The sequence below is a fragment of the Paenibacillus sp. FSL H3-0329 genome (assembly GCF_037963285.1).
GTDB classification, from domain to species: Bacteria; Bacillota; Bacilli; order Paenibacillales; family Paenibacillaceae; genus Paenibacillus_AQ; species Paenibacillus_AQ odorifer.
This window is the reverse complement of the sequence record NZ_CP150150.1, coordinates 3,090,649-3,117,397: the sequence shown is the minus strand read 5'-3', so window position 1 is coordinate 3,117,397 and position 26,749 is coordinate 3,090,649. Positions and strand designations below refer to the sequence as shown.

Here is a 26,749-nt window from a genome sequence, read left to right as displayed (position 1 = left end):
TCAATTAATGCCCCATCATCATCGCCGCATCTGCCTTCTGTCCCTCTCCAGAGGAAGGATCGCCAGCGGAAAGCTTAGGCTTGCGCAAAATAATACTCATTAATACACCTACCACACCTATGCAGCCAGACAGGAAGAACACATCATCAAAACCACTAACTGCGGCTGTCAAAGGATTACTTCCCGCTTTCAGTGCTCCCATATGAACAGCGATCTGACTAGTCAGGTAACCTGTCATTCCAGCTATAGCAAATGAAACAACGACTTGTTGAGCAGCAGCAGTAAGTGAAGTTACACTTCCCACCCATTCACGTGGAGCAGCATTCAAAACATGAGTATTCAAAGGCATCATCGTTAGACCCATACCAAAACCTAAGAAACCCAGGTATGTCATAATTAACGATAAATTTGTTGAAACACTAATTCCGGATAACAGGAACAAGGTGACCGTAATGATACTAAGTCCAACAAACGCCAGCGGACGAGCCCCGATCTTATCAAACAACCTGCCGCCAATCGGCATTCCGATTGCTGAAGCTAAAGCCTGCGGAAGTAGAATTAGGCCGGTCTCCAGCGGGGTATAGCTTCTAATCTGCTGCAGATAAAGGGGCACAAATAACATGGACCCAAACAAAGCGGCTTGCATAACCCAAGTTAAAATAATACCCCGAGTGAAATCCGACGAACGGAAAACTCGCAGTTGTAAAAGCGGATTTTTGTGAAGCAGCTCCACAATGACAAGAAGGATCAATGCAACCCCTCCAACAGATAAGCCAACAATAGCGGGAGTAGACGACCAGCTTGTTCCACCGCCTTCATTCACCCCATAAGCCAACATAGAGAAGGCAATTGGGGCAAGGATAATGCCTAGGATATCGAGTTTGCCTTTGCTCTTTTTTTCAGAATTCGGCAAATATTTAACACCAAGAATAATGCCAACGATTCCAATAGGTACATTAATCAGAAAGATCCAGTGCCAGCTTACGTACTCCACCAGCCAACCGGATAAGACTGGACCGAGTGCCGGAGCTAAAAGCATTGGAATACCAAGCATCCCCATAATAGAACCTCGACGTTCTACTGGAGCTAATTTAAAAACCATCGCCATCCCAATGGGAGCAACCATCCCCCCGCCAAGACCTTGAATGACTCGAAAAATAATGAGCTGAGATGAGCTTTGTGCAACCGAACATAACATAGAGCCAAGAATAAACATCGTAAGAGTTGCCAGAAAAACTTGTTTCGATCCAAAACGATCGGTCATCCAGCCCGCGAGTGGGATTACAGCCGCTAAAGCTAAAGTATAACCCGTAATCGCCCACTGAATCGTTTTGAGATCGGAAGCAAAATAATCAACCAGCTTGGGAACGGCCACATTCACAACAGTACCATCCAGAATAACCATAATCATACCGACAATAATAGCAAGAAGCGGGGGGATGATTGCTTTTAACGAAAATGGTTGATCTTCTGCAGTACTCATTCCAGTCATAGTTTTTGTCATCCAGTACTCCACTCATTTCTCTAATTTAATTAAATGCTTTATTGATTATTTCAAATTTTAATTTACATTCGATGAATCTCGAAGTCAACAAATAAAACCATTTTTTCCATTAAAAACACATCGAGTTTACGATACCCTTCAGAAATTATCTTGAAATGTATATTAGAACAGCAAAAAGACTATGCATGATCCCCTTAAATCTTCTTGCTTGGGAAATGTGCATAGTCATCATGGAATCATTTTCCGATTAGAGCGTCTCTCTTAATTCTATAATTTTGCCCGATGTGTTCAATATAATTTCAAGTGGAATCTCTGTCTCTGCAAAATCCAATACACAGCGAATAGAAAATTGATCCTCGTTATAGCTACTTTTTGTAGATTTAATCCCATGATAATTCCCGGCTTTTACCGTAATTTGCTTCCAGTCTTCCAGTAATCCATTTAAGCTCTGCTTATTTACGACCACATCATAATGATATCGCTCCGATAATTCATTATATTTACCGCCGACCAGTAACCCCGCTATAACGCTCGCTGTCACTTCAGGGGTATACACTTCAACTTGATTGGAATCACCATCATATATGGTTACTAAACCAATAGTCTTAAAAAAAGAGATTGGAACGTAGATATGATCCTCTCTGAATTCGATATCATCTTTAAAAAACAACTCTTGTGTATCATTGATGCTAACCAAATGTTCGTTAAGCTTCCATTTAATTATTTCATTTATCCTTGTTAGTGTTATAGTTTCTGAACTTTTTTGATATGTTGTTTTATATTTCAATGCATTAGAAGCCTCTCTGAGCGGAATCATGACTGTGGAACCCTTGTTGAAGGCTGAATGGGGATCAGTATCCAGTACTTTACCATTCAAAATTACGCTAACCTGGCCGGAGTCTGCCCATACTGTTGGAGCGGCAAATCCACCAAATCCATTAGTTAAAAATAGAACACCTAACACAACAACCGCTGCCATTTTGATCATCCGTTCGAAACCTCCCTTTTATCTATTACAAGTATTATGTGCGTTTCCAGCATGTGCTAATCCTAATGATAATCAAGACAAGCAAAAAAAAGAAGCCGTTCAACATTATGTTGGGCCGCTTCTTATAAATAACTATTCCACTTTGAAGTCAAAATACTGCTTTGGAAAAGGTTCTTTTATCAGCGTAAAATGCCACCATTCCTTACTATAAGGTTTAAAGCCTTGCTTCACCATAACCTCTTTGAGAATTGCGCGATTTGCTTTCTGAGTCTTGGTGATTAACGATGTATCATAAAAAGAGATATCTCCGAAAAAATCAAACAGGCTGCCCATATCTACATCTACACCGGTCTCTTTATTGACGATCGTTAAATCGATGGTACTGCCACGGGAATGTCCTGATTTTTTCGCTATAAATCCGAGTTTGAATAAATTACGTTTATCCAGTAGCGGGTAATATTGCTGCTTCATCTTAGTATCCGCGGAATTCTGTGACCATCTTACAAAATGATTCACCGCGGTCTGCGGACGATAAGCATCATAGATTTTTAGGATATATCCTTTTTTGGCTAAATCCTCACTTACTGCCTTCAAGGCTGTAGCCGCAGTCCTTGAAAAGATCGCTAAAGGCGCTTTATATCCATCAATCCGCTTCCCTACAAAATTATTGTCTCCGTAATAACGAATCTCAAATTGAGCAGTAGGAATTACTTCATCCAAATAGACAAATCCTTGCGGCAGGCTGTTTTTCTTCTCCAGCTGCATTTGCTGCAGTACATTGTCTGTAGATGAGCCAACGTAAGCTGCATCTGCGCTGCCCATAACAATAGTGTTTGTCCATAACAACAGCACAAATGCGAAAACTATGATTTTTGTTCCTCTAAATCCGGTTCTCAAAGGATCCCGCCTCTTCATTTCGAATTAACCGTTTGATTCAGAAATTTTTCCACTTCAGGTGTGAGTTTATTATTCGTGGAATCAAGTAACTGTAGTAGTTTTTCTAAAATCATTAGGATTCTGGTGTCGCCTTTGTTTCCTTTTAATGCATTCTCATACGCCTTTTTCACTTCAGGTTTGATTATTTGCTCATCATAGTCATAAGCTGGTGTGTTGCTTGACCCATATAATAAGCGTGAAGTTGCATTAAGCAGCTCTTTTTGTAAAACGGTTGACCGATTGGAAGCTGGATATTTCGTCACAAAATCCTCCAGTGCTAGCGCCCTGTTCGTTAACTCTGTCCAACTAATCACAATAGCTGCATCAAATACACTTGGTTGATTCGATTCAGTGGCCATGATGTCAATGTAAGCTGCGATGTCCTTCGTGACATACGGCTTAAAGCTTTTGAAGCCCTCATAATGCATCACTGGATAGTACATGCCCTCACTAGTCTCCAGCTTATATCCCTTATCCCGTCCTTCAATTAACATATTGCGTACATTGGCATCTTTGATCGAATTAAGGAGTGTGCTGTAGGTTAGATTTTTGCTTTTGGAAAAAGCATTATTTATCTCTTTCTGAACATTCTCCGGAAAAACCTTCTCAGAGTACACAGGTAAATATGCCTTCTGTGCATTTTCGAGCTGGAGTGTCATTAGAGTTGCTGTCCAGGTATCCACTTCTTTGATATGGTTAATCAAATAATTCCGTGCGTTAGCCAGAGATGCCGGCTTCTGTACATATTGCTGGAATTGATTATAGACTTTTGCAGATTCTTTCACAGTTGCGGCAGCTACAGTATCTGTTGTATGTATACTCCCAAACCCTCCCATAGAGCCTAGGGCAAAGGCAACACTTAACAAGCCTGTTTTTTTCCATCCCATTAAAAGACCTCCCTTAAGTATTCATACTTAATAATTAGACATACGAGAGGATCCTGAATCTAACTTAGTACAGTATTATCCTGGACGCCTCCAATGTCCTTCCTACGATAAATACCCATCAGAAGTCCAATAGCCGCATATTCAAACCACACATGACTCCCATAGCTCAGGAAAGGGAACGGGATAGAAGTCAGCATCATTCCACCGCTCAAAATAGCAAGACCATAGGTTAGTCTTATCGCTAGCAAAAATGCCAAACCCAACACTAGAGCTTGTCCATAGGGCTCACGAATCGCTCGTATCGTAGATAGAAGCTTGATGAAGAACCAGGAGATAACTGCCAGCAAAAGCAGTGCCCCCGCCCAACCAAAACAATGAATAAGATAGACAGGCAACATATCTGAGTAGACATACGGCAGCTTTTGTTCTACTGCTCCGAATCCGTGCCCCCACCAACCCGCTGAACTAATAACTTCACGCATTACTTGGTATATATAGCCATAACCGTCTGGATCTAAAGAGGGATTTATAGCACTAATGATTCTGACCATCAGGTAGTCGCTATTGAAGATGAACATTAGTCCAACTATTACAAAGAACCCTAATAATACTACACTCTTTATCCAATCGCGAGTAATCCATACATATAATACTAATGAAGAAATTAGATACACCACAAGCTCTGGAAGAGAGTTTAAAGAGATTAGAAGCAAGGCAGGTGCTAACAGAATGCTTATGTTGAACAAACCACTCCGCCAAGTTTTCTTTTTAGCCGATTCCTTGCGATTCACTAAAATCCCTGCTAACGCGACTATCAAAACATAAGGACGATAGGATGTCATATCAGGTAAGATCAAAAAAATCCTAGGACCATAATTCACTCCATTTATTGTTATCCCCCAGAATATACTCGACAGAATTCCGGCTATTGATGTTCCGTATAATACCCACGAGAAACTTTTCAGCTTTCTGAAATCGATAAAATACAATCCAAACATCAATACAATTCCAATGAGTATATTTATCGCTTGGCGTCTAAACGCATTATCCAAAAAAGAACCCTTAACGATATCACTGTAGCCTACATCCACAGAACTCATTCCGATCAGACTGATCGCGGATAACAAAGCTACAACTCCAAACAATCCCCAAGGTACATGTGGTTTATGTATTAGATGAAGTTCCTTCCCTAACGTTTGCGGGCTCCCCATTTGTTCGATCGCCCAAGCTATGGCTTCTTCCCGTGATACACCGTCGGCTTCTTTTTCACAAATTAAATCTTCTAGATGACTAGCTAATTCTTGACGTATCTCTGGGTGAGTTTTTTTCGCTTTAATCTCTGCACACACTACATCCAAAAATTGCTGCTGCCTCTCTTTCATCATACACCACCCTCTCCCAGAACGGAGTCAACTGCACCTTTAAACATAACCCATTCTGCTTTTTTCTCCTTGAGTTTCTCTTTACCTTCATCCAGGATTCTATAGTACTTACGCTTCCTTCCTTCTACCTCCATCCAGTAAGCCTCTACCCAGCGCTCACTTTCCATCGCATGCAGAATCGGATACAAGGTTCCTTCTTTTAATGAAAAAACACCCTGAGATCTCAGCTCCAGCGCTTTGATCAACTCATAACCATATAATGGCTTCTCCAGTAAAAGAGTCAGAATCAACGTTCCCGTACTGCCCTTCAGCATCTCTTTACTTACTTTCAACGGCTAACACCTCCTAAATTCTAAACTTTACAATTGGCGTGGATGTATCTGATCCACTAAACAAATTTCACTCATCATAGTAGTTGATCTGCATCCTTGGACCGGCCGGATTCGGCTCATTCCACGGGATTTATACCGTTGATTTGCACCCCCGGGCCGGCGTGGGCTTAATCTACGGGATTTATACCGTTGATTTGCACCCCTGGGCCGGCGTGGGCTTAATCTACGGGATTTATACCGTTGATTTGCACCCCCGGGCCGGCGTGGGCTTAATCTACGGGATTTATACCGTTGATTTGCTTCCTCGGTCCGGATTCGGCTCATTCTACGGGATTTATACCGTTGATTTGCACCCCCGGGCCGGCGTGGGCTTAATCTACGGGATTTATACCGTTGATTTGCCTCCTCGGTCCGGATTCGGCTCATTCTACGGGATTTATACCGTTGATTTGCACCCCCGGGCCGGCGTGGACTTAATCTACGGGATTTATACCGTTGATTTGCTTCCTCGGTCCGGATTCGGCTCATTCTACGGGATTTATACCGTTGATTTGCTTCCTCCGTCCGGATTCGGCTCATTCTACGGGATTTATACCGTTGATTTGCTTCTTCGTCCAATGACTAATATCTGTATACATGAATATTATTTATCCTTTTATACCTAGGACAACTATACATCGTAAATCTATGTATGTAAAGTTCCTCTTATTCCCCCCCCCTTATTCCATCCCTATTCCCCACTCTCCCATGTATAATAATGGTAATACAAGCGACATTTTGAGGAGATCTACCATGCAAAAAACAACAATAGCCATCTGGAGTTTTTCGTTCTTTTCAAAGTTATTTTCGTTGGATATATGCTCCATAACAATTCTTTGACCTATTATGAGGCGTGGAAGATAAATTGGGGAATAGCGATCTCTAAACCTACAGAGTCAAAAGTGATATTTGAAAGTCCACCCAGTTTCCATGGGGATGGCGAAAGCTATTACGTATTAAATTACAACGAAAAGCAATTCATAGAAATCAAAGACGCAGCATTTTGGCATCCCCTCAATGTTGAATCCATTGACCCCTTAAAAGAGAGAATATCAAGCTTCAAAGATTCCGTGATGGCCATTTATCCAAATGAAAAAGCCAAATACGAAAAATTATTTTGGGCGAACCTTATAGAACTCGAAGAAAGTGGATTATATTACTATAAGAAAAAGATGATGATAGCTACTGTATCGTGATCCTTAACGTGGAATTAAAACGAGTATATATGATGGAATGGACACAATGATTGACGACAAAAAAGGAGTGCTAGAACTGTTGCCAGTTAGCACTCCTTTTAATCGAATTCCTCTAATTATTAATGCATTGGAGTATTCATTTTATGATTAACAACTACTCTTTTTATGAAGAAAGCAAGAATTAGTCCTACAATCGCCATACTCATTCCGAAAATAAAAGCATTTTGTACACCGTTCGTAAACGCAGGTAACATATTAGCTGGATCTGCTGGGTTCTCTACAGTTTTCATATAGCTTTTTGAACCCGCGGACATAATGCTGACTGCTAATGCAGTACCAATTGCACCAGCAACCTGCTGCAGTGTATTCATGATAGCTGTACCATCTGGATATAGCTCTAGTGGTAACTGGTTAATACCATTTGTTTGTGCCGGCATAAATACCATCGAAATACCAATCATAAGCGTACTGTGAAGTACGATTACGAACACAACCGTAGAAGCTACACTAATACTGGAGAAGAACCACAAGGCTACCGCTGCAATAATCAGACCTGGAATAACGAGCCATTTCGGACCGTATTTATCAAACATACGACCCATAATTGGGGACATCAATCCGTTTATAATTCCGCCTGGAAGCAGCAACAGACCTGCTTTGAAAGCTGTATAACCTTGTCCTTGTTGAAGGTACATCGGAAGAATTAGCATGGAGGACAGAATAACCATCATACAGATAAATACCATAGCTACACCAATAGCGAACATTGGATATTTAAAAGCACGCAGATTAATCATTGGCTCCTTCATCTTCATTTGACGAAGTCCAAACAATAACAATGCTGCTACACCTACGATGATCGCAATGATCACTTTCGGACTTCCCCAGCCCGCTTCTTCACCCGCGCTGCTGAAACCAAACACGATACCGCCAAACCCGAGTGAAGATAACACAATGGAGAGGATATCAATTTTTGGTTTCGTCACCTTTGTTACATTCTGCATGAACAGAATCCCGAATATCAATGCAATCACCAAGAATGGCAATGACAACCAGAAAATCCAGTGCCAGCTGAGGCTTTCAATTAGAAGTCCAGCAATGGTAGGTCCAATCGCCGGAGCAACCATGATAACCAGTCCGATCATCCCCATTGCAGCCCCCCGTTTTTCAGGAGCAATGATGATAAGGATTGTATTAAACATCAGTGGCAACAGAAGCGCTGTTCCCATAGCTTGAACCACTCTTGCTGTAAGTAAGAACTCAAAGTTAGGTGAGACTGCTGCCAGGAATGTTCCTAGAATTGAAAAACATAAAGCCGCTATAAACAGCTGTCTCGTCGAGAACCATTGAAGCAGCATCCCCGAAATTGGTACTAATATACCCAGTGTAAGCAGATAAGCTGTTGTCAACCATTGTGCTGTTGCTGGGGTAATTTGTAAGACATTCATTAGATCGCTTAAAGCAACATTTAATGCCGTTTCACTGAACATTCCGATAAAACCTGCTAGTAATAAAGAGACAAGAATCGGAATAGTCTTAAACTTCTTGACCTCTTTTTGTTGATTCCCTTGCATAGTTGCTTCCACCCTTAATCCTCCTGATAATCTTGTCTATTTGTCTGTATCTAACCAAGTATTGCTGGGATAATCTTTGCCGCCGCGAGAAGCGGTTGTTCATCCCGAAAAGTCAGCGTCTGGAGAAGCGCACCTTCAAATAAAGAGATTACCACTGAAGCCTTATCGGCCGCGGGCTTGTTCTCTACGCCTTCATCCAAAAGACGTTTCTTGATCACATCCTGCAAGTCCATAAACACAGATTTACATGCTGTCCGCAGCTCTTCACTAATACAGGATGTTTCCGCCGCTAACCAAAAACTAAACGGAACTATCCCCTCGTATGAGGACTCCACTGCATCTTTAGCCATTCCTAGAATGAAATCCTCCATTGCCTCAGACGCACTCTTGCTGTTCTCCATATGATGTCTAAGCTTCTGAGCGACAACTTCACTAGTCCGGTTAATACATGTTAAAGCCAGTTCTTCTTTGCCGTGGGGAAAGTAGTAATAAAGAGATCCCTTCGGCGAGTCGCTGTCTTTAATAATCTGATTCAGTCCTGTTGCATGATATCCCTGAGAAAAAAACAATTTCGAAGCTGTGTCCAAAATCGCCTCACGCGTATTCGGCTTGTTCGACAAGCTGACACTTCCTTTGCATTATAACAATTGGTCTACATAATAAAACCATATTTTAAAGAGATATGTCAACACATAAATTACTTAAATTCAAAGTAATTTTGGTGGAAGATCGTGGAGGTTGGGTTGGGTTGGGTTGGGTTGGGTTGGGTTGGGTTAGCTCCATCCTCCCTATCGGACTCAGATGCAGCTATTTGTGCTAAAACGGGCTTTTGGACACATTTTCGGACCTGAGCGACGCTATTCCGCTCATAGGGAGCTGATTTCCTCCCTTTTTGTGCTCATAGCTGCATTGGGGTCCGTTAATCTTTCAAAAGGTTACTTTTCGATCAAATAAGAACTCTGGGGTCCGATCGCTCCTAACTTCGAGCATCCTTCTACATCACATTTACTTCCCATCGAGCTATTAGCTTCGTTAGTTCTTACACTTGTCCCACACTATTTCCGCGCATGCATTTGTCCGTGTACTCCCTTGCTTCGCACTTACTCCCACACTTTTGTTTTCCATGTACTACACTTTGCTCTCAAGCTAACATTTCTATCGGACTCAGATGCAGCTATTTGCGCTAAATCAGGCTTTTGGACACATTTTCGGACCTGAGCGACGCTATTCCGCTCATAGGGAGCTGATTTCCTCCCTTTTTGTGCTCATAGCTGCATTGGGGTCCGTTAATCTTTCAAAAGGTTACTTTTCGAGCAAATAAGGACTCTGGAGTCCGATGGAGTGAAGGTGATAGAGTGGATCAGTTGGACTGAAGGAAATGGAGTGGATCAGTTGGACTGAAGGAAATGGAGTGAACCAGATGCGGTAAAGGAGAGAAGGCCCAATGTGCTGTCGAGAGGAGATGAGGACGTAACATGCTAGGTGGGTGGGATGCTATTAATGTCCATCTGTATTTTCTCAATAAATTACCAACTGCCTCCATCCAGCCCATCTGCTCCATCAGCTCCATCAGCTCCATCTGCCCCCATTCGCTCCATCTGCTCCACCTACCTCCATCCGCCCCATCTTCCCCATCCGCTTCCAGCCATCTCCATACCTTCTCCATCCCTCACTAATCCACTCTCGCACGAAATTATCTACTTCCCATTCCCACAATCCCAGCGTATACTATAATTATTCCAATGAGAAAGGTGTGAATAAAATGCAAAACGTGCCCAAAGGAATCGCCCGGCCATTAGTAAAAACTAATCAGGCGTTTATCGTCATTTCTGTAATATTAACATGGCTAACAGGACAACACTGGATACTAGCGCTGCCCTTGTTTGCCGGATTGCTCGGTCTTTTGTTCGGTTATAATCCCATCATTAAGCTAGCTGCCAGGTTTCTGACAAAAGAGCGTTCCCACTATGTACTCGAAGACTGGTCACAACAACAGTTTAATCAAAGCATAGCTGTCTTCTGCCTCGCAGGGGGTCTGATCAGCTTCATCGTTGGCTGGACGATCGCAGCTTACATTTTCACAGCGCTCGTTGCAGTGGCTGCCACTGTGGCGATTTTTGGTTTTTGTATCGGATGTTTTATCCATTATCAATGGAGAATGTACAATTACAGACGTAAACAAAGCAGCACAAATTAAATTTGTTAATTCTTAATCTTTCTCTTCTCCAACAACATCCCAGCGATGGCGAAATTTTAGTAACCGTGGATGCAGTGATGAAGGTGCAGCTGGCAACAATAACCGAATCTTTACAATCCACTCTTCAAAAGAAGAATAAGACGCAAACTGATTCGCCACCTCAGGCGTTAAATACAGAAAAATCGGCGAAGGATAGATCTCCAAAAGATGCCGCAGCGCAGAATCAAGCGGAGTATACTTTTTTCGCTTCCCTTCCAAACTCTCTACCGTGATAAAGCTACGTCCTTGCTCTCTTTTCCATTCATGCAGCCGGTCCTCTCGCTTATAATAAGCGCTCACCGGCTCTTTGGTCATCCGTCGCACCGTTTCCTCATGAAGTGGATATAACACCAGTTTAGTGAAACGCCGGTCTGCTGCAGTTTTTGCCGCCACTTCAAGCTCTTGATCTGTTATATGTTCAAAAGAATCGTAAAACACTAAAGTCCCTTTACGTTGCTCAACTGGTGGCTCATAGCCATAGGGTACATGCTGAATGTCTCTTTTCAATGAAATCCCTCCTGCTTGTTCTATTTATTAATCATATCATGTGACAACAGCAGGGCTATCATTCTTATCTTACAGCTGAAGATGAATGGTTAATGAAATCCTGAACTTTTGATATCAAAGCTGGGTAAATCAAGGGATACGTCAGCTCTTTTGGTATCTCAGTAAATCCTCTGATCTCAGCCATCTCATAAGGAGGAAGTTCAGCGAACTGTTCCACATTTGCTAAATATAACTTACCATAGTTTTCTGGAGCGTCGATACTAGTGACCCTATAAATAGCTATTGGAAAAAGTGAGAATTGTTCCGCACCCGTTTCTTCATATAATTCTCTGGCAGCAGCCTGCTCCGGGGTTTCCCCAACCTCTATATGTCCTCCGGCAAACTCCCACGTCGAACGGTCCTGGTGCCTCGCTAAGATCCATTCTTCACCGTGTTTAACCATAATAACAACGTACTTCAGCTCAACTTCTTTTTCCTTTACCCAATCAAAAAAGTTTACCTGCAATTATATCCCTCGCCTTCCCACCAGCCTCAAACATTTTTTGCCGCATCCCAAGCCAATTTAAATTCTGCTACATTCCGATACCGCTGCTCCCTCACCGCACTGACGGCCCGTAAAGCTACCTCGTAGAGGGCTTGACTGGTTTCCCATTTTACAAACGATCGATCGGATGCTCCTCCTAATAAAACAAATGCTGTGGCGCCCATATTAAATACATTCGTAACTTCATCAATCGGCGCATCCAAGCTAAACTCTTCCGGTGACTTGAATCTGGATGAACCCCAGAAGTTCTCTCCCAGATCATTTACAGTAGGCTTTAGTCTATAATAATCAATATCACAAATTTTAGTTTCATCGTTTACAAAATCATATAAAATACTTCCGTCATAAAAATCCACAGCTGCATACCCTCGACACTCAACATGTTCATGAAACGAAAAGATTACATTTAATGAAGACAGACGTTTTTCAACGGATAATTGCTTATAACGAAAAAAAGGCGACTCCGGATGACTCAGCTTCGCTTCTCCCGCAAATAGCCAATGCGAATGTAAACATTCACCTGCAAACCAATCAAAGACTGCTACATACCCTGACTCAACCTCATAATGCGACAGTAGCGTGATCAGCGCATCAGATCTAAGTTCTTTATATAACGGAATAGCTTCAATTAATCGGTTAACAGCATCCTGAGGATTGCCGGCATAAGTCAAAGGTCTCGCTCCAGCAAATTTCACAAAAAACTTCTTTCCATCCTGCTCCACACCAAAAGAAAGATTTCCGGAGTCTTGCTGATCGAACACTTTAAACACTTTTCCCAGCTTAGTTAACCAAGCAAAATCACAGGCTTCCTGCAATTGAAAAGTTACCGCATCGATTTCATATGTATAATTTTTTTCGCGCAAATTAACCTCCTGCATTCACTATCTAGATTAAATTTATAAGCTTCATTCATTGTCTTGTTCGATATTTAATCACTAGAATAATAACCAGCAATACAACACATAAAGACATCGTATTCGTAATCAAAAAAGCTAATCCAACCCCCGTAACCGCCAAACTGATCGCATAAGCTTCCATTAGACTAATCCCGAGCAGCATAAGTAAATACGATTTGAGATTTAAATCGGCTACGGATTTTGATTTGAGGATTTGAACAATCTGCGGGATCCATCCCAAAGAAAGAATCACTCCACCTATTAATTGCATGATGGCAAACATAAGAGCACCTCCACGGATTTTATACAGTTGTATTCCGGGCGGCTCGATCTGGTTCCATTTCATGTAAAAAAACAAATAACACTAAGCAAAGTTTAATTTTCCTGCATCTTGCAGCTTATTATATGCATAAGAGGCCGCACCTATAGTTCCTGCCCGACTCCCAAGCTCTGCTTGAACAATTTTACACTTCCTGCTTGATAGCTTCAACGCATGCTGATGCACAGTCTCTCTTACGGGTTGGAGCAATTTATCTCCCGCCGCTGCCATTCCCCCACCTACAATAATAAGATCCGGGTTGAGGATATCCACAACATTCGCTAATCCAAATCCAAGTATAGTTCCAGTCTCCTGCATTACTTCCATAGAGAGAGCGTCTCCAAGTTCGTAAGCCTCAGATATCATTAACGCGGTAATTTGCTCATCTTGACCCTTAGTCCAAGTCTGAATAATACTTGTTCGACCTTCTTTCAGCTTCTCTTTAAAAGTATTCACCATGCCAATAGCGGACACATATCGCCCCAAACAACCGGAGCTACCACATTTGCAGGGACGCCCATTCCTGTACATATTCATATGCCCAATTTCACCAGCGCTATAAGACGTACCGTAGATCACTTTTCCGTCATTCACGATACCTGACCCTAATCCCGTTCCCAATGTAATCAGAACCAGATTGTTATACCCTCTTCCTGCGCCTTGTTGCCATTCACCATAAAGATTAATCCTAACATCATTATCAATAAAAGTAGGAAAGTCATAGAATTTTTTCATCTCATCTACAACATGTACATGCTCCCAATCCGGAAAATTCGGTGAAAAAAAAGAAATTCCCGCTACCGGATCAAGTAATCCTGGCACTCCGATTCCCATTCCTTCTACCAAATCTAATGGAATATTCGCTTCATCCGTGATTAAACGAACGGCTTCTCTAATCCGTCCCAACACATGGGCTGGGCCCTTAGCAGCCTCTGTTGGTATAGATCTTTCTTTAACAGCTATAAAATCAGTATCGTAAATCCCTGCTTTAATATTGGTTCCGCCAAGATCAATCCCTATCATATACCGTTTCATAAAAACCTCCAGAATTAGATATTCTATCGCTTTCGATTAAGTTCTAGTACTAACTGCCGCTGCCGCTTCCGTTTCAGCTAACATCAAGCGGTTCACACCCATCTTAATCTGATTCTCGGTGAGATTAGAATAACCAAGTAGAAAGACAGGACCTTGAGGTTTACTGCCCACAAAATAAGAAGACGCAGGATAGACCCGAACTCCATATCGTAACGCCAATTCAGCTATACGATGCTCTTCGGCACCAGATTCCAGCTCAATTAATAAATGAAGACCCGCCTCTTCCCCATAATAGCGGACACGACTGCCAAATTCAGCATCCAAACTTTTTACTAGACAAGCCCTGCGGGCAGCATAAAGTTTCCCCATCTGCGTAACATGCCTTGCATAATGTCCATTCTGAATAAATTCCGCCAACGCTTCCTGATCCAGAGCAGAAGACATACGATCTGTTATCCATTTGACCGCCAAAAAAGGTTGCATCAGAGTCGGAGGCAATACTACATAACCTATGCGCAGAGAAGGAAATAACACTTTACTAAAACTGCCTACATAAATTACTCTACCGTCAACATCTAGTCCAGCAAGTGATGATAGCTTCGGACCCTCGTACCTGTATTCACTATCATAATCATCTTCAATAATAAAAGCTTGATTGGCTTTGGCCCATTCCAGTAACTGCACTCTTCGTTTCATCGACAGGGTCACCCCGAAAGGAAACTGATGCGAAGGAGTGACATAAGCTAGTTTTGGTTTTTTATGAGGACCTTCTTTGATGTGATCACAGCTTGCTTGGAGCTCATCTACGGAGATACCCTCTAGGTCAACTCTGATGGGTGTAACCACCGCTCCAGCGAACGAAAAAATCTCCCGCACAACGTTATGTGATGGATCTTCAACAACAACATGATCACCTTTTGAAACAAAAATTCTCGATAATATATCCAATGCCTGCGTTGCCCCGGATGTAATCACAATTTGCTCCGGAACCACGGGCATCGAACGTGTGGACCGTAATAAACGTGCAATCTCTTGGCGTAGTCCCAAAGAGCCCTCGACCGGGCCGTAACCCAAAGTATCAGGAGATGCACGACGACAGGCATTCATTAATGCTTTTTGCCACTGATCCATTGGAAATGCGTCCCATGCAGGTACACCGTGCCGAAAATTACATAATACTGTGTTCAAGTCGTTTTCTATAATAGAAGAAGGATTGAGTGTAAGGAAATCAGGACCTTTCGTTATAAAATTGTAAGGGTTCTCAGAATCCTGGAGGTTCTTCTCCTCCACCGGCAGCCCCGCTATATAGGTTCCTGCCCCTTTTCTCATCTCCAGATAACCCTCTGCTTGAAGTAGCTCGTAGGATTGAAGAATTACACTTCTGGATACTTCCAGTTGATTAGCCAAAGTCCTTGATGGAGGCAGTGAATCCCCCCCACTTAAAGCTCCTGAATGGATAGCATTACGAACCTGCTCATAAATTTGACGGCTTAATGGAATGGGTCTTTGTTTATCGAGAGTAATCAGTAATTCATGCTTCATAAGATTTCCTACCCTTCTAATCCGGGTTTTCTTAATGGTTCATAGTAAGGATTTTTACAATTAGTGCTGCAGAAACAACACCTAAGATCACGAGTAACAGCGGGATTTTCCTAATTAATACCAGTATAACAGCGACTATACCCGAAGCGATACCTACAAGATTGTCATCTGCGTCCACCTGAAATATCCCAGGAACCGTTAAAGCACTAAGAACCGCGATAGGCAAATATTCCAACAAAGCTTGGACTTTGGAAGAGCCATTCGTATGCTTTGTCAGCAGCAAAGGTACAAAACGAAATGAAAATGTAAGGATTGCCATCCCGATAATGATCAGAATAGTCATACGGATACCTCCTTTTCTACTTCAGCTTGCTCTGGAAATAAGGAGCCTACTGCCATACCAATTAACATAGCTGCAAGTATCGAGGAGTTTCCAAGTACGGGATGTAGAAGCCATGAAGAACCCGCCGCTGCTAAACATATGGCCAAATTCCGAATGCTTCCCTTTAGTTGTGGCACTATTAGTGCTATCAGTAAGGCATATAATGAGGTGTTCAAAGCAGGTAAGTATATAGCCGGAATGTAGGATGCCAGCGATATTCCCGCAGCTGTTGCCAGCAAATTTGCTATATACGGAGGAATTTGTAGACCCAGCAAATATGGAAGAGTTATATTTTCTTTTGAATGATTGCGGGGGATCATACTAACAGCGTACACTTCTTCTGTTAAACTAAACCCAATCCAGACTTTGGCCAGAGGATTGATTGTACGGTCAAGCTGACCCCCAAAAGATAGGCTGATAAACAAATATCTTAAATTAATGATCAACGTAAGCAGCAGGATCATTGGAGCGGCGGCCCCAGCAGCAAGCATTTTCACGCCAATAAATTGGCTGGCTCCCGCAAATACGAGCGCTGACAATAAGAACACTTCCAGACTCCCTAGGCCTAATCCCTTACCGACCAATCCAAACGTAAAACAAGCAGGAATAAATCCTGCAACAATAGCTACAGAATCCTTAAGACCCTTTCTAAACATCACTTTCTGATCACTCATAAGTTTCTCTCTCCCTTATCGTTGTCCCTTATCGTTGTCCCTAGAGAGAGCATACTTGGATACAATTCTTGTGGAAATAACCGCATGGGTGCGTATGTACCATACCAATTTCTTGACATAGAAAAAAGACCGCCCGCTAAGAGAGCGATCTTTAATGAAGGTTAAACCTCCTGAGGACTTTCCACAATCCCGCTGATTTCTTGTTGAATTTGGGATTTAATCTGATCTACATGGTCAAAATCTGTAGCGGCGGCATAGATTGTCTTTAACTCATCCAAAAATACTTTGGCATCTGTCAGATGTTGAATGGATCGTTTCATGGTGCTGGAATATCGCTCTTTAATACCTGCGATGGCTTCGGCAAAAGTTTCATCCGTACCTGACTGTATGCACCGTGAATACATATCAACAATCTCGTCGGTGGCACGGTCAGGGAAATACTCATGCGGAGCTGTGCTGTCAAAAATAGCAAACCCAAGCTCGCGTACGATAATCATATCAAGACTGTTCGGATCGAAACCACAGTGGTAAATCTCAACATTGACACCACGTTTTATTCCTTCAGCTGCCAATTTTTTTAAAAGTGTAGATTTACCGGATCCCGCGCGACCTTTTACAAGATATCTTTTTAGTCCTGCGGTTAAATTAGGTACAAAATCCACTGCACCCTTAGGCGTAGCTGCACCTAAAAAACGGTGATCCACCCGGCTTACTTTTTCGAAGTTCTGATCACCATACAGAAGTTGAATATACTCCTGAGTCAGCTCATCAGCGGCTTGGAAATTCATTGTCGCAATATAAATCGCTTCCCACTCGTCATGAATGCGGAGTGCTTCAGCAAAGCCTGAATAAGCGAGTTCATGCTCTTCCGTGTACTGATCAACTAAGCTGTCGATCTCAACACAACGCTGGCTTAACTGGAGCGTATCGACGGCCTGCTCCAAATTCACATGTACGATGGCCTCTTCAGGCAATTCTGGCTTAATGACCCGTGGAGCCGTACCATCTATAATTCCTACTTTTAATTCAGGAATAACCACTCCGTCGAGTGAATCATTATCTGACGCTGCGTGAATTAACCAGATCTCATAACCTTGTTGAGCCAGAAGATCTCCGATTTCTCGAATGATTCTAGTTTTCCCCGTACCGGGGCCTCCTTTTAAAACAAACAAACGCGTTAAATCTTGCAATGACGACTCATAGAGGTTAGAGAAGCCGTGAGCTGTGTTGCCGCCAGCAAAGAAATTCAGGATTGTTCCGTCCATAATCGCACACCTTTCCGGGCTGATGTCATGTTTCATTGTTCATCTTATTAATGTACCCAGGGAAAGGTGACGCTTTGAGTGAGATGTGGTTTCGTTAGCCGGTTCAGTTACAAACAAAACGATCCATAAACCTCTTAATGACGGGAACATCTGGAGGAGACAGCTCGCTTGGCAATTCTTCATAACTAAAAAAACGCAATTCTTGCACCTCAATTCCATCTACTTTTAGCGCCCCATCAAAGTCCGTGCATAGATACGCAGCCACAACATTATATACTTCATCACCGTGCGGGTATTTATAATAAAGATCTTTTCCAGAGAACATGTCGAACAAATCAAGAACTTTGGCTGTTAAGCCTGTTTCCTCAAAAAGCTCCCTCTTAGCGACCTCTTCTAAAGTCTCCCCAAGCTCCATTGAACCACCTGGCAAACCCCAGCACCCGTTGTCCGTTCTACGTTGCAATAATAATTGATGATTGCTGCACAATAAAACACAGGCTCCTGCCATTATAAGCGGTCTGGTACCTACCAGCTTTCTTAACTCCATAATATAATCGCTCAATAAACTATCCCCTGTCTTCTAATAGGCTCAAATACCCTACGTTAATAGAAGTTCATTTCTTTTTCTGCACATGAAAACCTTTGTCTTTCGCGTAATTTTCAATGCTCCAAATACCTATTCCCCGCTCTCGCGCCTTATCCTGAATCGCTCTAAATTGATCAACATATTTTGTGTTAGGTGCAAATACATAGGCTACACGTGCATAACCCTGCTCTAGCAGAATCTCATTGAACATTTTCCCATCTATATAGAGGTAACAAAGTAGGCGGCCATATTTGTCCCGCTCCGATACATCTAGTTCAATTTGTACATCTTTATCCGTAAGCATCTTTTTGGCGAAATCAGAAGCTTCTAGCGAAAATGGCTGTGGTTCGGGGATATTCGGATTCACTGACTCTGGAGTATCGACCAGCAATAAACGAATGGTTTCCTTTTTGCCGCCTATAGTCAGCTTCATGGTGTCACCATCGACTACTCGTGTTACCTTTGCATCTATTAAACGTTTGTTGTCCTCTGTTGTATTGTCTGGCGTAGAATCTAATCCAGAACTGGAATCGGCCGTAATCGTTGGAACTGGTTCTAAAGTAATCTGCTCGGCTAAGTTGCAGGCAGTTGTTGTTCCAAGTAAGAGTGTGATAGCTAGAAAGCTTTTTAATAGATAAATCTTATTCATTGATAACCTCTTTCTTATACACGTATGTAATTTCATGGGGTCTAATAAAAATAAATTAAAACACTTAAAAACACAAGACTGTAATACTAATCATAGAAAACAGCGATAGCCATGTACCAGAAAAAAGATACTTGGTTATCGCTGTTTCGCCTTTACTCTACTTCCACCACGTTTAATTTGGAAATCTTTATTTTGATTATGATCGATAAGAAAGCAAGCAGGGAAAACATAATTCCGATCCAGATGAGTTGATGTATTCCTGCATGAGAAATAAACCAACCACCGATAGCAGTCCCTATAGTAATTCCAAGGTTAGAAAATGAGATAAACAAGCTGTTACCGAATTCGGGAGCTTCTTTCGCTTCGGTCGTTAACCATACTTGACTGACAATCAGTCCGCCGGAATGCACTGCCCCCCAAATGATTATGATAACAACCATCGGAAGGAAATAAGAACCTAGATAATATACGAATAAGTAAGTTACCGCATATAACAATGGAAACATGATAACGGTCTTTGTAATGCCTTTATGCAAAAGGCTTCCAAATAAAAAATTCCCAAAAATCATGATTATCCCAAAGGCCATCAACATGATACTAATCCATGACCCGTTCATATGTGTTACCTGCCCAAGATATTCAGCAAAGTAACTGTACACAGAAAACATAGCTGCAAAGATAAAAATAACTGCCACAATATTTAACCACAATAGGGGTTTGCGTAAAATACCAAGTTGTTTACCATAAGACATTTTTTCTTTAACTGGCATGGAAGGAAGCCAAGCTAGTATTCCTAAAAAGGCAATTATACTTACGACAGCTCCAAAGAGAAAAGCGACTTCTAAAGAAATTTTGTCCGCGAGATAAGAAGTCAAAGGCACACCAAAAGCAAACCCGACCGTTATTCCGGCGAAAACCTTTGTAACTGCTTTGGTGCTCTTTTCCGGAGGGACAAGTTGGGCAGCGGTAACAAGTGCAACTGAAAAAAATACGGGATGAAAAATAGCAGGGATAATACGAAAAATCAGCATTACTTCAAACATGGTCGTATACGCATAAACAATATTTGAAATTGCAAAAATAAGTACGGCAGTTAATAGAATTACTTTACGATTAATTCCAGAAGCCAATAAGGTCAGAAATGGACCTGAAATAGCAACAACTAAAGCAAATATACTTACAAGCCATCCAGACTGAGAAGTTGATATATTAAATTTTTGAGTTACCTGTGGCAGAACACCTATAATCCCCATTTCCGTTGTAATAATGCCAAATACGCCTAAAGCCAAAATAATAATAAGTAAAGGGTTAACCTTTTTCATTTTAAAATAATCCTCCATTTATATTCACATATATAGATTTGTAGATATGTATTATCAAAAAAAAGCCCTTCCTCCTCTCTCCTATAGTTTCTCTTTAATATAATCGGAAAATTCTTGAATTATCTTTTCGTTTCGACGATAATACGTCCACTTCCCAATTCGCTCAGATTCCAGCAAACCAGCTTTTTGCATGGTCAATAGATAACTCGAAATAACCGACTGTGCAAGCCCCGCTTTAGCTTGAATATCGCCCACGCAAATCCCGATTTGAAAATTTAGGCCTTGTTGTAAATAAGGCTTTTCATCAAAAAATTCCTCGGGAGTTTTTAGCCACATCATAATTTGACTACGAGTCTCGTTAGACAACGCTTTGAATATCATTAAAGGTTCCATGTGTTCCATTATATCTATTTTTATAGATTTGTAAATACAAAAGATGCCGATGTCTCGTTGTTGCAATAACATTATGTAGATTCATGTTTCGTATCGAATTGTTCGTTTAATGAATTAAATATTTCCAAATCAACCAGCATAGCAGTACGGATACCCACGAAATGAAACCGAAAATCATCACGATTTTGTTCTCACTCCATCCGTATTTTAAGCTGAAATGGTAATGGATCGGAGCCATCCGGAATAGCCGCAGCTTCGTCCGTTTGTAGTACCAAACTTGTAAAATGACCGACAACTGCTCCGCAAAATAAACGAAAAACAAAATTGGAAGCAAAAGCTCAACCTTTTCAATGACAGCCAGAACGGAAAGGGAGCCCCCGATCGCCAGTGATCCAGTATCGCCCATAAACGCTCTTGCTGGATAAATATTGTAAAGAAAAAGTCCTAGCAGACAACCGATCATAACAAGTGAAAATGTCTGCACTTCAGGTTTGTCCGAAATCATAAAAAAGAAAAAATACGACGGTATGGCAACATTGATCAGTAGCCCATCGAGACCATCTGTAAAATTGATGGCATTCGCGGAGCCGACCACAAACAGCAAAATGATGGCCACATAAAGGTACACAGGCAACTGCAGATTTTGCCCTTTAAATAACTCGATATCACTCGTCAGGCCGAACGAATGGAACAACACATATAATATAATTCCAGTAAAAAGAAATTGAAGCACTAGTTTTGAGCGGCCGCTGATGCCGGATGGATTTTGCCAAAAAGCCTTTTTGAAATCATCCAGAAATCCGACCGAACTAAACAACAAAAACGTAACGCATAAGAGTAACATTAGAGGCCCGGGTTGAAACTGCAGCGAAATCGCTATCCCGATAAGCAGGATCAACCCTGCCATTAGTGGTGTACCCCGTTTGGCCTGATGATCTGCTGGAAGCTCAGCACGAATCGGCTGCGTTAACCTCAGTCTATGCAGCGTCCAGATTAATAGAGGCGTAAACACCGCCACCAGAAGAAAAGACAGGCCGGAAACAGCCAAAATTCCATACATATAACGAACTCCCCCTCTTTGAAAAAGATCATTTATAATACTCACAAAATATTTCTAGAGTTAATGAGGTCGTCTGTAATTATGTACTCTTTTCATCTGTTGATAAAGAGAAATTATTCTATTTTTATTTCCTGTTTTCTGCTGTGTAACAGCTAAGAGTTTTCTATAAGCAGATCCCAAAACATAAACTTGCCCAATGAGAAAGTTTGCACTTTGGGCAAGTTTACATTAGTATATAGTCATTAATCCTAATCTTCACCACAATAACAGCCATATGGGAGGTGTATACATAAAGTTATGATTAAACAAACTTTGAGAGATTTCAAAAAAGAAGCCACTGAAAAAGCGCTAGCTGAAGCGGCATTCGAACTTGCACTTGAACATGGGTTGGACGGTTTTGTTGTTGAAGATATCGCGCAAAAAGCCGGCTACTCCAGAAGAACTTTCGCAAACTATTTCACATGCAAGGAAGAGGCAGTTGCGATGGGAGCAGTTACCGTACGGAACACGAATGAGTATGAGGAATTGCTCACCAAAATCCCTGAAAATGCCTCCTTGCTTGACACCCTATATCAGCTAATAAAGATGCAACTTACAGCTGAGCTTATAGGGAGGTTACGTGAGCTTTCATTACTTTCCCGAAAATTCCCAGCGCTCGAGCCCCATTATCTAAGAGCAATACACCTTACGCAAACTGGAGCACAAAAAACATTGTTGCACTTGTCAAATGGTAAGTATGACGAGGTCTATACTTATCTGCTTATAAATTCGGTTTACGGAACTGTACTTCCCTTAATTGACGGAAAACTTAATGTGCTGCTTCCGGGACAAACGACGAGCGACGATCCAAGTCCTGAAACTCTTACGTTCGATCAATTTTTGGAAACTATTTACGGATATTTACGCAACGGATTCTAATAGGCTAATAATCAGTTTTCATCATAGAGGGAGTGTAAAATAGATACATGTCAACATTATTATACAGAGTGGGAAAAACCGCTTATCGCAAACCTGGGTACTTCATTTTAGGTTGGATTTTAATTTTGGGATTTGTCATCTCTATGATCAGTATGAATGGTGTTCATATCAGTTCGGAAATGAAGATTGAAGGCACGGAATCGCAAAAGATTTTGGATCAATTAGCAACAGAACTTCCGGCTGCATCTGGTGGACAAGGAAGTGTCGTGTTCAAAGCACCTCAAAGCGAGCGATTGGATACGCCAGAACGTTTGGCAGCGATCACTAAGGGTATTAATGAGGTTTACGGTTTAAACGAAGTGATTAATCCTGCGGATTATGCAGCGGAAGCAAGTAGTTCAACTACTGAAGCAACTCAGGCTGCCAGTATGGATCAGTCTGCAACAGCCACAGCACCCCCTTCCTATGGTCCTCTGATGGCAGATGGTGTTCCGGTGCCTGGTGTTATTCTTTCCGCAGACGGTAGAATTGCATTGTTCCAATTCCAGTTTACCATTGAGCAATCAGCTATCTCTCAAGATATTTTTGATTCTGTAATTGATACCGTCATGAATGTCGAGAAAGATACCAACATTACTGTACTGCCGGGTGAGACACTCAAATCAGTATCTATCGGTGTAGGATCAGCTGAGATTGTCGGACTTGTCATTGCTGCAATTGTTTTGCTGGTGACGCTTGGCTCTGTCGTTGCAGCAGGGCTGCCCCTTATAACTGCACTGCTTGGAGTCGGCATCGGTGTGGGTGGAGCATTTTCTATTTCCAAATTCATTGAAATGCCTAGTGTCACTTCCGTCTTGGCGCTTATGATTGGATTAGCCGTCGGAATCGATTATGCTCTTTTCATTGTAAATCGCCAACGCCGAATGATTATTGATCAAGGATTAAGCGCACAAGAAGCTGCGGCTAGAGCAATTGGCACATCCGGCAGCGCCGTATTTTTCGCCGGTTTGACGGTTATTATCGCTCTCTGCGGTATGCTTGTAATCGGGCTTACTTTCTTATCTACGATGGCGTTAGTAGCAGCAGCTACCGTCCTCATCAACGTATTTGTTGCCTTAACCCTATTGCCGGCATTGCTCGGATTGGTGGGTGAACGCATCTGTTCGCCTAAAGCTCGCAAGAAAAACAAGGATCATCATAAAACGGGTAACCGCGGTATAGCTGATAGATGGGTTAAATTCGTCATCAAGTATCGTTGGGTCACTATTGTTGCCATCGTCGTGATACTTGGCGTAGCAGCAACCCCTATAGCGAAAATGGAAATGGGCATTCCCGGAGCTGCCTCGGCGAACTTGGACACGGTAGCAAGACAAAGTTATGATGCTATATCCGAGGGTTTTGGAGAGGGATTTAACGGACCGCTTATTCTGGTTGCAGAACCAAAGAACTCTTCCACTCCAGTCACTCCGGAGCTCCTAGGAAATCTTGTAAAAGAGCTCCAAGCTCAAAAGAATGTCGCGCAGGTCACTCCTCTGGGCATGACTAAGGATTTAGCTATCTTCAGTCTGATTCCAGAAACGGGTCCTAGCGATATAACAACCAAAAATCTGGTGAATGATTTACGGGCTACGGAATCTAGTATCGCTCAAAGTAATGATGTTAAACTCGGGGTTACCGGCTTTACCGCCGTTAACATCGATATGTCGGCCAAGCTGGCAGATGTATTTCCCATTTATGTAGGAATCATCATTCTCCTATCGCTCATTATTCTTCTGTTGGTATTTCGTTCGATTATCGTTCCTATCAAAGCTACGATCGGCTTTCTGCTTAGCATACTCGCTACCTTCGGGATCACCACAGCCGTGTTCCAATGGGGCTGGCTCCATTCTCTCTTCGGTTTCGACACCGGTGGCCCATTGCTAAGCTTTATGCCAATCATCGTTACGGGTATCCTATATGGGCTCGCGATGGACTATCAGGTTTTCCTTGTCAGTTCCATGCGTGAATCGTACGTTCATGGTCATGAGGGATCAGAGTCCGTTGTTCATGGATACAACCAGGTGAGTCGTGTCGTAGTAGGCGCTGCTATAATTATGATCTCCGTTTTTGCAGGGTTTATTTTTACGGATGATGTCATGATTAAACAAATCGGCTTTACACTGGCCGTAGGGATCTTAATCGATGCTTTCATTATTCGAATGGGATTAGTTCCTGCTGTAATGTCTATTTTCGGCAACAAAGCTTGGGCACTTCCAAAATGGCTCGACCGTATTCTGCCAAACCTGGATGTCGAAGGCGAGAAACTGATTGCTACACTCAATGCTAAAGACAAATCTAATTCCATGAAATAGAAACAATAATAAACAGCCTGAGCCATGTATTCCTAGGGGTTCAGGCTGTTTTGTTTCTGTGGTAAGATTCGCTTCCCATGAAACGATGTTGGAGAAAGAGCTTAATAATTAAGGATTATAGCGGGGCGCACACCGTAACAAGCTAAGTTTACATGTCCGTAACTGCGAATACTGCTACGGGTACCTACAAAATACGCACGTGAAGAAATCGCAGGTTGAGTTCTCAGCCACCACCATGAGCAGCCAAACTCTTCATCCTTCTCAAGGATATAATCAGCTTTGACTTTTTTATCATACACATACAATTTACATCCATCGTTCTTTTTCACTTTGGAGAATCCCGTTCCTATCGCCCTACGCTTCGCACGTAAAGTATCTTCACCAAGTTTAAAGGTCAATTCATTCGCCTCCGAAACACTGAGCAGAAAAATCTTATCTTCCGTGTTTATACTTCCCTCTCCGTTATCTGTGCATTGTGTAGTCTTGATGAGCCTGTGCTCGGAGTCATTAAAAGCGGCATTATAAAAATCATCGTTCAACCACTTTCGCAAATCGGAGTCATGCCATGTAACATCAACATATTCACTGTGATACCGCCTGCAGTCCAAAATGTACTCGCTTAAAATGAACAGCTCTCTACCTGAATTTTGCAGCACCCGCCACTTTATCGGCATTTTTTCTGCTCCGTCCGCCATTTGCGGATAAGAGCCAAAAGTAATTATTTCGCCGGGTTTTGCCCGCTCATACATGGGAGTAAGATTATCATTTTCATTACAAATCATAATAATAAATTCTGTAGTTCCTTTAACGATTTCAGCTTCCCGGCTAAATCCTAGTTTTTCATACAAGCGTATCGCTCTATCGTTGAACTTCGCCACTGTCAGCCGCTTTGGTTTTTCCTCGAATCTCTCATTAATATAGTTAAGGACTGTTGTGAAAAATAGAGTCCCATTCCCCTGTCCGGTTAACTCTGGCTTCATTCCTAAACCCACATCTATAAAATCCTGAGAATATGTATATTTATCATTTGGAACCTGTGCCGGACTTCCTACACAGAAGAATCCGATCAATTGTTTATTTGCATCAAGTACAGAAAAAAATGCTTCCTCTAGCATTTCACTTATAGCTTCAGGAGTTGTTTCATTATTGTAAAAATCATAGGGTGGATCATATTGCCAGCTTAAAATATCCCTAGCAGCATCAGCATTCAGCTTTTCCACGTAAAGTTCCAT

At 42.0% G+C, this 26,749-nt stretch carries 29 protein-coding genes; 5 read left to right on the top strand and 24 right to left on the bottom strand.

Annotated elements, in window-relative coordinates:
- Positions 1–4: 4 nt before the first annotated feature.
- From NSQ66_RS13720 to NSQ66_RS13695, 6 genes are all read right to left on the bottom strand, one after another.
- Positions 5–1,504, bottom strand: coding sequence for a DHA2 family efflux MFS transporter permease subunit (locus tag NSQ66_RS13720; protein WP_081390145.1), 1,500 nt, complete (start codon positions 1,502–1,504; stop codon positions 5–7).
- Positions 1,505–1,751: 247 nt separating this feature from the next.
- Positions 1,752–2,492 carry a copper amine oxidase N-terminal domain-containing protein gene (locus NSQ66_RS13715; RefSeq protein WP_076099343.1) on the bottom strand — a complete coding sequence of 247 codons (741 nt, stop codon included), beginning with the start codon at positions 2,490–2,492 and terminating at the stop codon, positions 1,752–1,754.
- 132 nt (positions 2,493–2,624) lie between these two features.
- Complete coding sequence (locus tag NSQ66_RS13710) at positions 2,625–3,389, bottom strand: M15 family metallopeptidase (protein WP_212592214.1); 765 nt, start codon at positions 3,387–3,389, stop codon at positions 2,625–2,627.
- Positions 3,390–3,403: 14 nt separating this feature from the next.
- On the bottom strand, positions 3,404–4,315 hold the full coding sequence (locus NSQ66_RS13705; protein WP_076141695.1) for a hypothetical protein: 912 nt from the start codon (positions 4,313–4,315) through the stop codon (positions 3,404–3,406).
- Between the two features lie 59 nt (positions 4,316–4,374).
- Positions 4,375–5,700 (bottom strand): FtsW/RodA/SpoVE family cell cycle protein, encoded by a 1,326-nt coding sequence (locus NSQ66_RS13700; protein ID WP_076141696.1) that lies wholly within the window; start codon positions 5,698–5,700, stop codon positions 4,375–4,377.
- Complete coding sequence (locus NSQ66_RS13695; protein ID WP_076141697.1) at positions 5,697–6,029, bottom strand: PadR family transcriptional regulator; 333 nt, start codon at positions 6,027–6,029, stop codon at positions 5,697–5,699. The genes NSQ66_RS13700 and NSQ66_RS13695 overlap by 4 nt, the downstream gene beginning before the upstream one ends.
- Before the next feature lie 83 nt (positions 6,030–6,112).
- Here NSQ66_RS13695 and NSQ66_RS13690 point away from each other — a divergent pair, with 83 nt between their 5' ends.
- Positions 6,113–6,694, top strand: a complete 582-nt coding sequence (locus NSQ66_RS13690; protein WP_339193009.1) for a hypothetical protein — start codon at positions 6,113–6,115, stop codon at positions 6,692–6,694.
- 210 nt (positions 6,695–6,904) lie between these two features.
- Complete coding sequence (locus NSQ66_RS13685) at positions 6,905–7,264, top strand: hypothetical protein (RefSeq protein WP_141118520.1); 360 nt, start codon at positions 6,905–6,907, stop codon at positions 7,262–7,264.
- A gap of 119 nt (positions 7,265–7,383) precedes the next feature.
- Here NSQ66_RS13685 and NSQ66_RS13680 read toward each other — a convergent pair whose 3' ends face one another.
- The 3 genes from NSQ66_RS13680 to NSQ66_RS13670 form a co-directional block, all read right to left on the bottom strand.
- Positions 7,384–8,838, bottom strand: a complete 1,455-nt coding sequence (locus NSQ66_RS13680) for a DHA2 family efflux MFS transporter permease subunit (RefSeq protein WP_339279734.1) — start codon at positions 8,836–8,838, stop codon at positions 7,384–7,386.
- Positions 8,839–8,888: 50 nt separating this feature from the next.
- On the bottom strand, positions 8,889–9,458 hold the full coding sequence (locus NSQ66_RS13675; RefSeq protein WP_076100919.1) for a TetR/AcrR family transcriptional regulator: 570 nt from the start codon (positions 9,456–9,458) through the stop codon (positions 8,889–8,891).
- 740 nt (positions 9,459–10,198) lie between these two features.
- On the bottom strand, positions 10,199–10,504 hold the full coding sequence (locus NSQ66_RS13670) for a hypothetical protein (protein ID WP_076141455.1): 306 nt from the start codon (positions 10,502–10,504) through the stop codon (positions 10,199–10,201).
- 96 nt (positions 10,505–10,600) lie between these two features.
- On the opposite strand from NSQ66_RS13670, the gene NSQ66_RS13665 reads away from it, so the two are divergent.
- A complete protein-coding gene (locus tag NSQ66_RS13665) occupies positions 10,601–11,035 on the top strand; it encodes a DUF4395 domain-containing protein (RefSeq protein ID WP_038570671.1) in 435 nt (144 codons plus the stop codon).
- A 12-nt stretch (positions 11,036–11,047) separates the two neighbouring features.
- Here the strand turns inward: NSQ66_RS13665 and NSQ66_RS13660 are convergent, their stop codons facing one another.
- From NSQ66_RS13660 to mraY, 14 genes are all read right to left on the bottom strand, one after another.
- Complete coding sequence (locus NSQ66_RS13660; RefSeq protein ID WP_076141456.1) at positions 11,048–11,581, bottom strand: hypothetical protein; 534 nt, start codon at positions 11,579–11,581, stop codon at positions 11,048–11,050.
- 64 nt (positions 11,582–11,645) lie between these two features.
- Complete coding sequence (locus tag NSQ66_RS13655) at positions 11,646–12,086, bottom strand: NUDIX domain-containing protein (protein WP_076141457.1); 441 nt, start codon at positions 12,084–12,086, stop codon at positions 11,646–11,648.
- A gap of 26 nt (positions 12,087–12,112) precedes the next feature.
- The gene (locus NSQ66_RS13650) at positions 12,113–13,003 is read right to left on the bottom strand and encodes a serine/threonine protein kinase (protein ID WP_081390133.1); all 891 of its coding nucleotides are present in this window, start codon (positions 13,001–13,003) and stop codon (positions 12,113–12,115) included.
- 31 nt (positions 13,004–13,034) lie between these two features.
- Positions 13,035–13,367, bottom strand: coding sequence for a PQ-loop domain-containing transporter (locus tag NSQ66_RS13645; RefSeq protein ID WP_080742697.1), 333 nt, complete (start codon positions 13,365–13,367; stop codon positions 13,035–13,037).
- A gap of 18 nt (positions 13,368–13,385) precedes the next feature.
- Positions 13,386–14,375: an ROK family protein gene (locus NSQ66_RS13640; RefSeq protein WP_076141459.1), complete on the bottom strand. Its 990-nt coding sequence runs from the start codon at positions 14,373–14,375 to the stop codon at positions 13,386–13,388.
- 36 nt (positions 14,376–14,411) lie between these two features.
- Positions 14,412–15,917, bottom strand: a complete 1,506-nt coding sequence (locus tag NSQ66_RS13635; protein WP_076100922.1) for a PLP-dependent aminotransferase family protein — start codon at positions 15,915–15,917, stop codon at positions 14,412–14,414.
- 31 nt (positions 15,918–15,948) lie between these two features.
- The gene (locus NSQ66_RS13630; protein ID WP_076141460.1) at positions 15,949–16,260 is read right to left on the bottom strand and encodes an AzlD domain-containing protein; all 312 of its coding nucleotides are present in this window, start codon (positions 16,258–16,260) and stop codon (positions 15,949–15,951) included.
- Complete coding sequence (locus NSQ66_RS13625) at positions 16,257–16,973, bottom strand: AzlC family ABC transporter permease (RefSeq protein ID WP_038570649.1); 717 nt, start codon at positions 16,971–16,973, stop codon at positions 16,257–16,259. The genes NSQ66_RS13630 and NSQ66_RS13625 overlap by 4 nt, the downstream gene beginning before the upstream one ends.
- Positions 16,974–17,134: 161 nt before the next feature.
- Entirely contained in the window at positions 17,135–18,238 is a 1,104-nt protein-coding gene (locus NSQ66_RS13620; protein WP_076141461.1) for a PRK06851 family protein, read from the bottom strand.
- A 103-nt stretch (positions 18,239–18,341) separates the two neighbouring features.
- Complete coding sequence (locus NSQ66_RS13615; RefSeq protein WP_038574424.1) at positions 18,342–18,785, bottom strand: NUDIX hydrolase; 444 nt, start codon at positions 18,783–18,785, stop codon at positions 18,342–18,344.
- A 67-nt stretch (positions 18,786–18,852) separates the two neighbouring features.
- The gene (locus NSQ66_RS13610) at positions 18,853–19,473 is read right to left on the bottom strand and encodes a thermonuclease family protein (protein ID WP_076141462.1); all 621 of its coding nucleotides are present in this window, start codon (positions 19,471–19,473) and stop codon (positions 18,853–18,855) included.
- A 152-nt stretch (positions 19,474–19,625) separates the two neighbouring features.
- Positions 19,626–20,795 carry an MFS transporter gene (locus tag NSQ66_RS13605; RefSeq protein ID WP_076141463.1) on the bottom strand — a complete coding sequence of 390 codons (1,170 nt, stop codon included), beginning with the start codon at positions 20,793–20,795 and terminating at the stop codon, positions 19,626–19,628.
- A gap of 81 nt (positions 20,796–20,876) precedes the next feature.
- Complete coding sequence (locus tag NSQ66_RS13600; protein WP_051491476.1) at positions 20,877–21,188, bottom strand: winged helix-turn-helix transcriptional regulator; 312 nt, start codon at positions 21,186–21,188, stop codon at positions 20,877–20,879.
- 106 nt (positions 21,189–21,294) lie between these two features.
- On the bottom strand, positions 21,295–22,248 hold the full coding sequence (gene mraY / locus NSQ66_RS13595; RefSeq protein ID WP_076141464.1) for a phospho-N-acetylmuramoyl-pentapeptide-transferase: 954 nt from the start codon (positions 22,246–22,248) through the stop codon (positions 21,295–21,297).
- A 297-nt stretch (positions 22,249–22,545) separates the two neighbouring features.
- Here mraY and NSQ66_RS13590 point away from each other — a divergent pair, with 297 nt between their 5' ends.
- Together NSQ66_RS13590 and NSQ66_RS13585 are read left to right on the top strand one after the other, a co-directional pair.
- Positions 22,546–23,166, top strand: a complete 621-nt coding sequence (locus NSQ66_RS13590; protein ID WP_076141465.1) for a TetR family transcriptional regulator — start codon at positions 22,546–22,548, stop codon at positions 23,164–23,166.
- Positions 23,167–23,213: 47 nt separating this feature from the next.
- A complete protein-coding gene (locus NSQ66_RS13585) occupies positions 23,214–25,517 on the top strand; it encodes an MMPL family transporter (RefSeq protein ID WP_076141466.1) in 2,304 nt (767 codons plus the stop codon).
- 101 nt (positions 25,518–25,618) lie between these two features.
- Here the strand turns inward: NSQ66_RS13585 and NSQ66_RS13580 are convergent, their stop codons facing one another.
- Positions 25,619–26,749 carry a GNAT family N-acetyltransferase gene (locus NSQ66_RS13580; protein ID WP_080742484.1) on the bottom strand — a complete coding sequence of 377 codons (1,131 nt, stop codon included), beginning with the start codon at positions 26,747–26,749 and terminating at the stop codon, positions 25,619–25,621.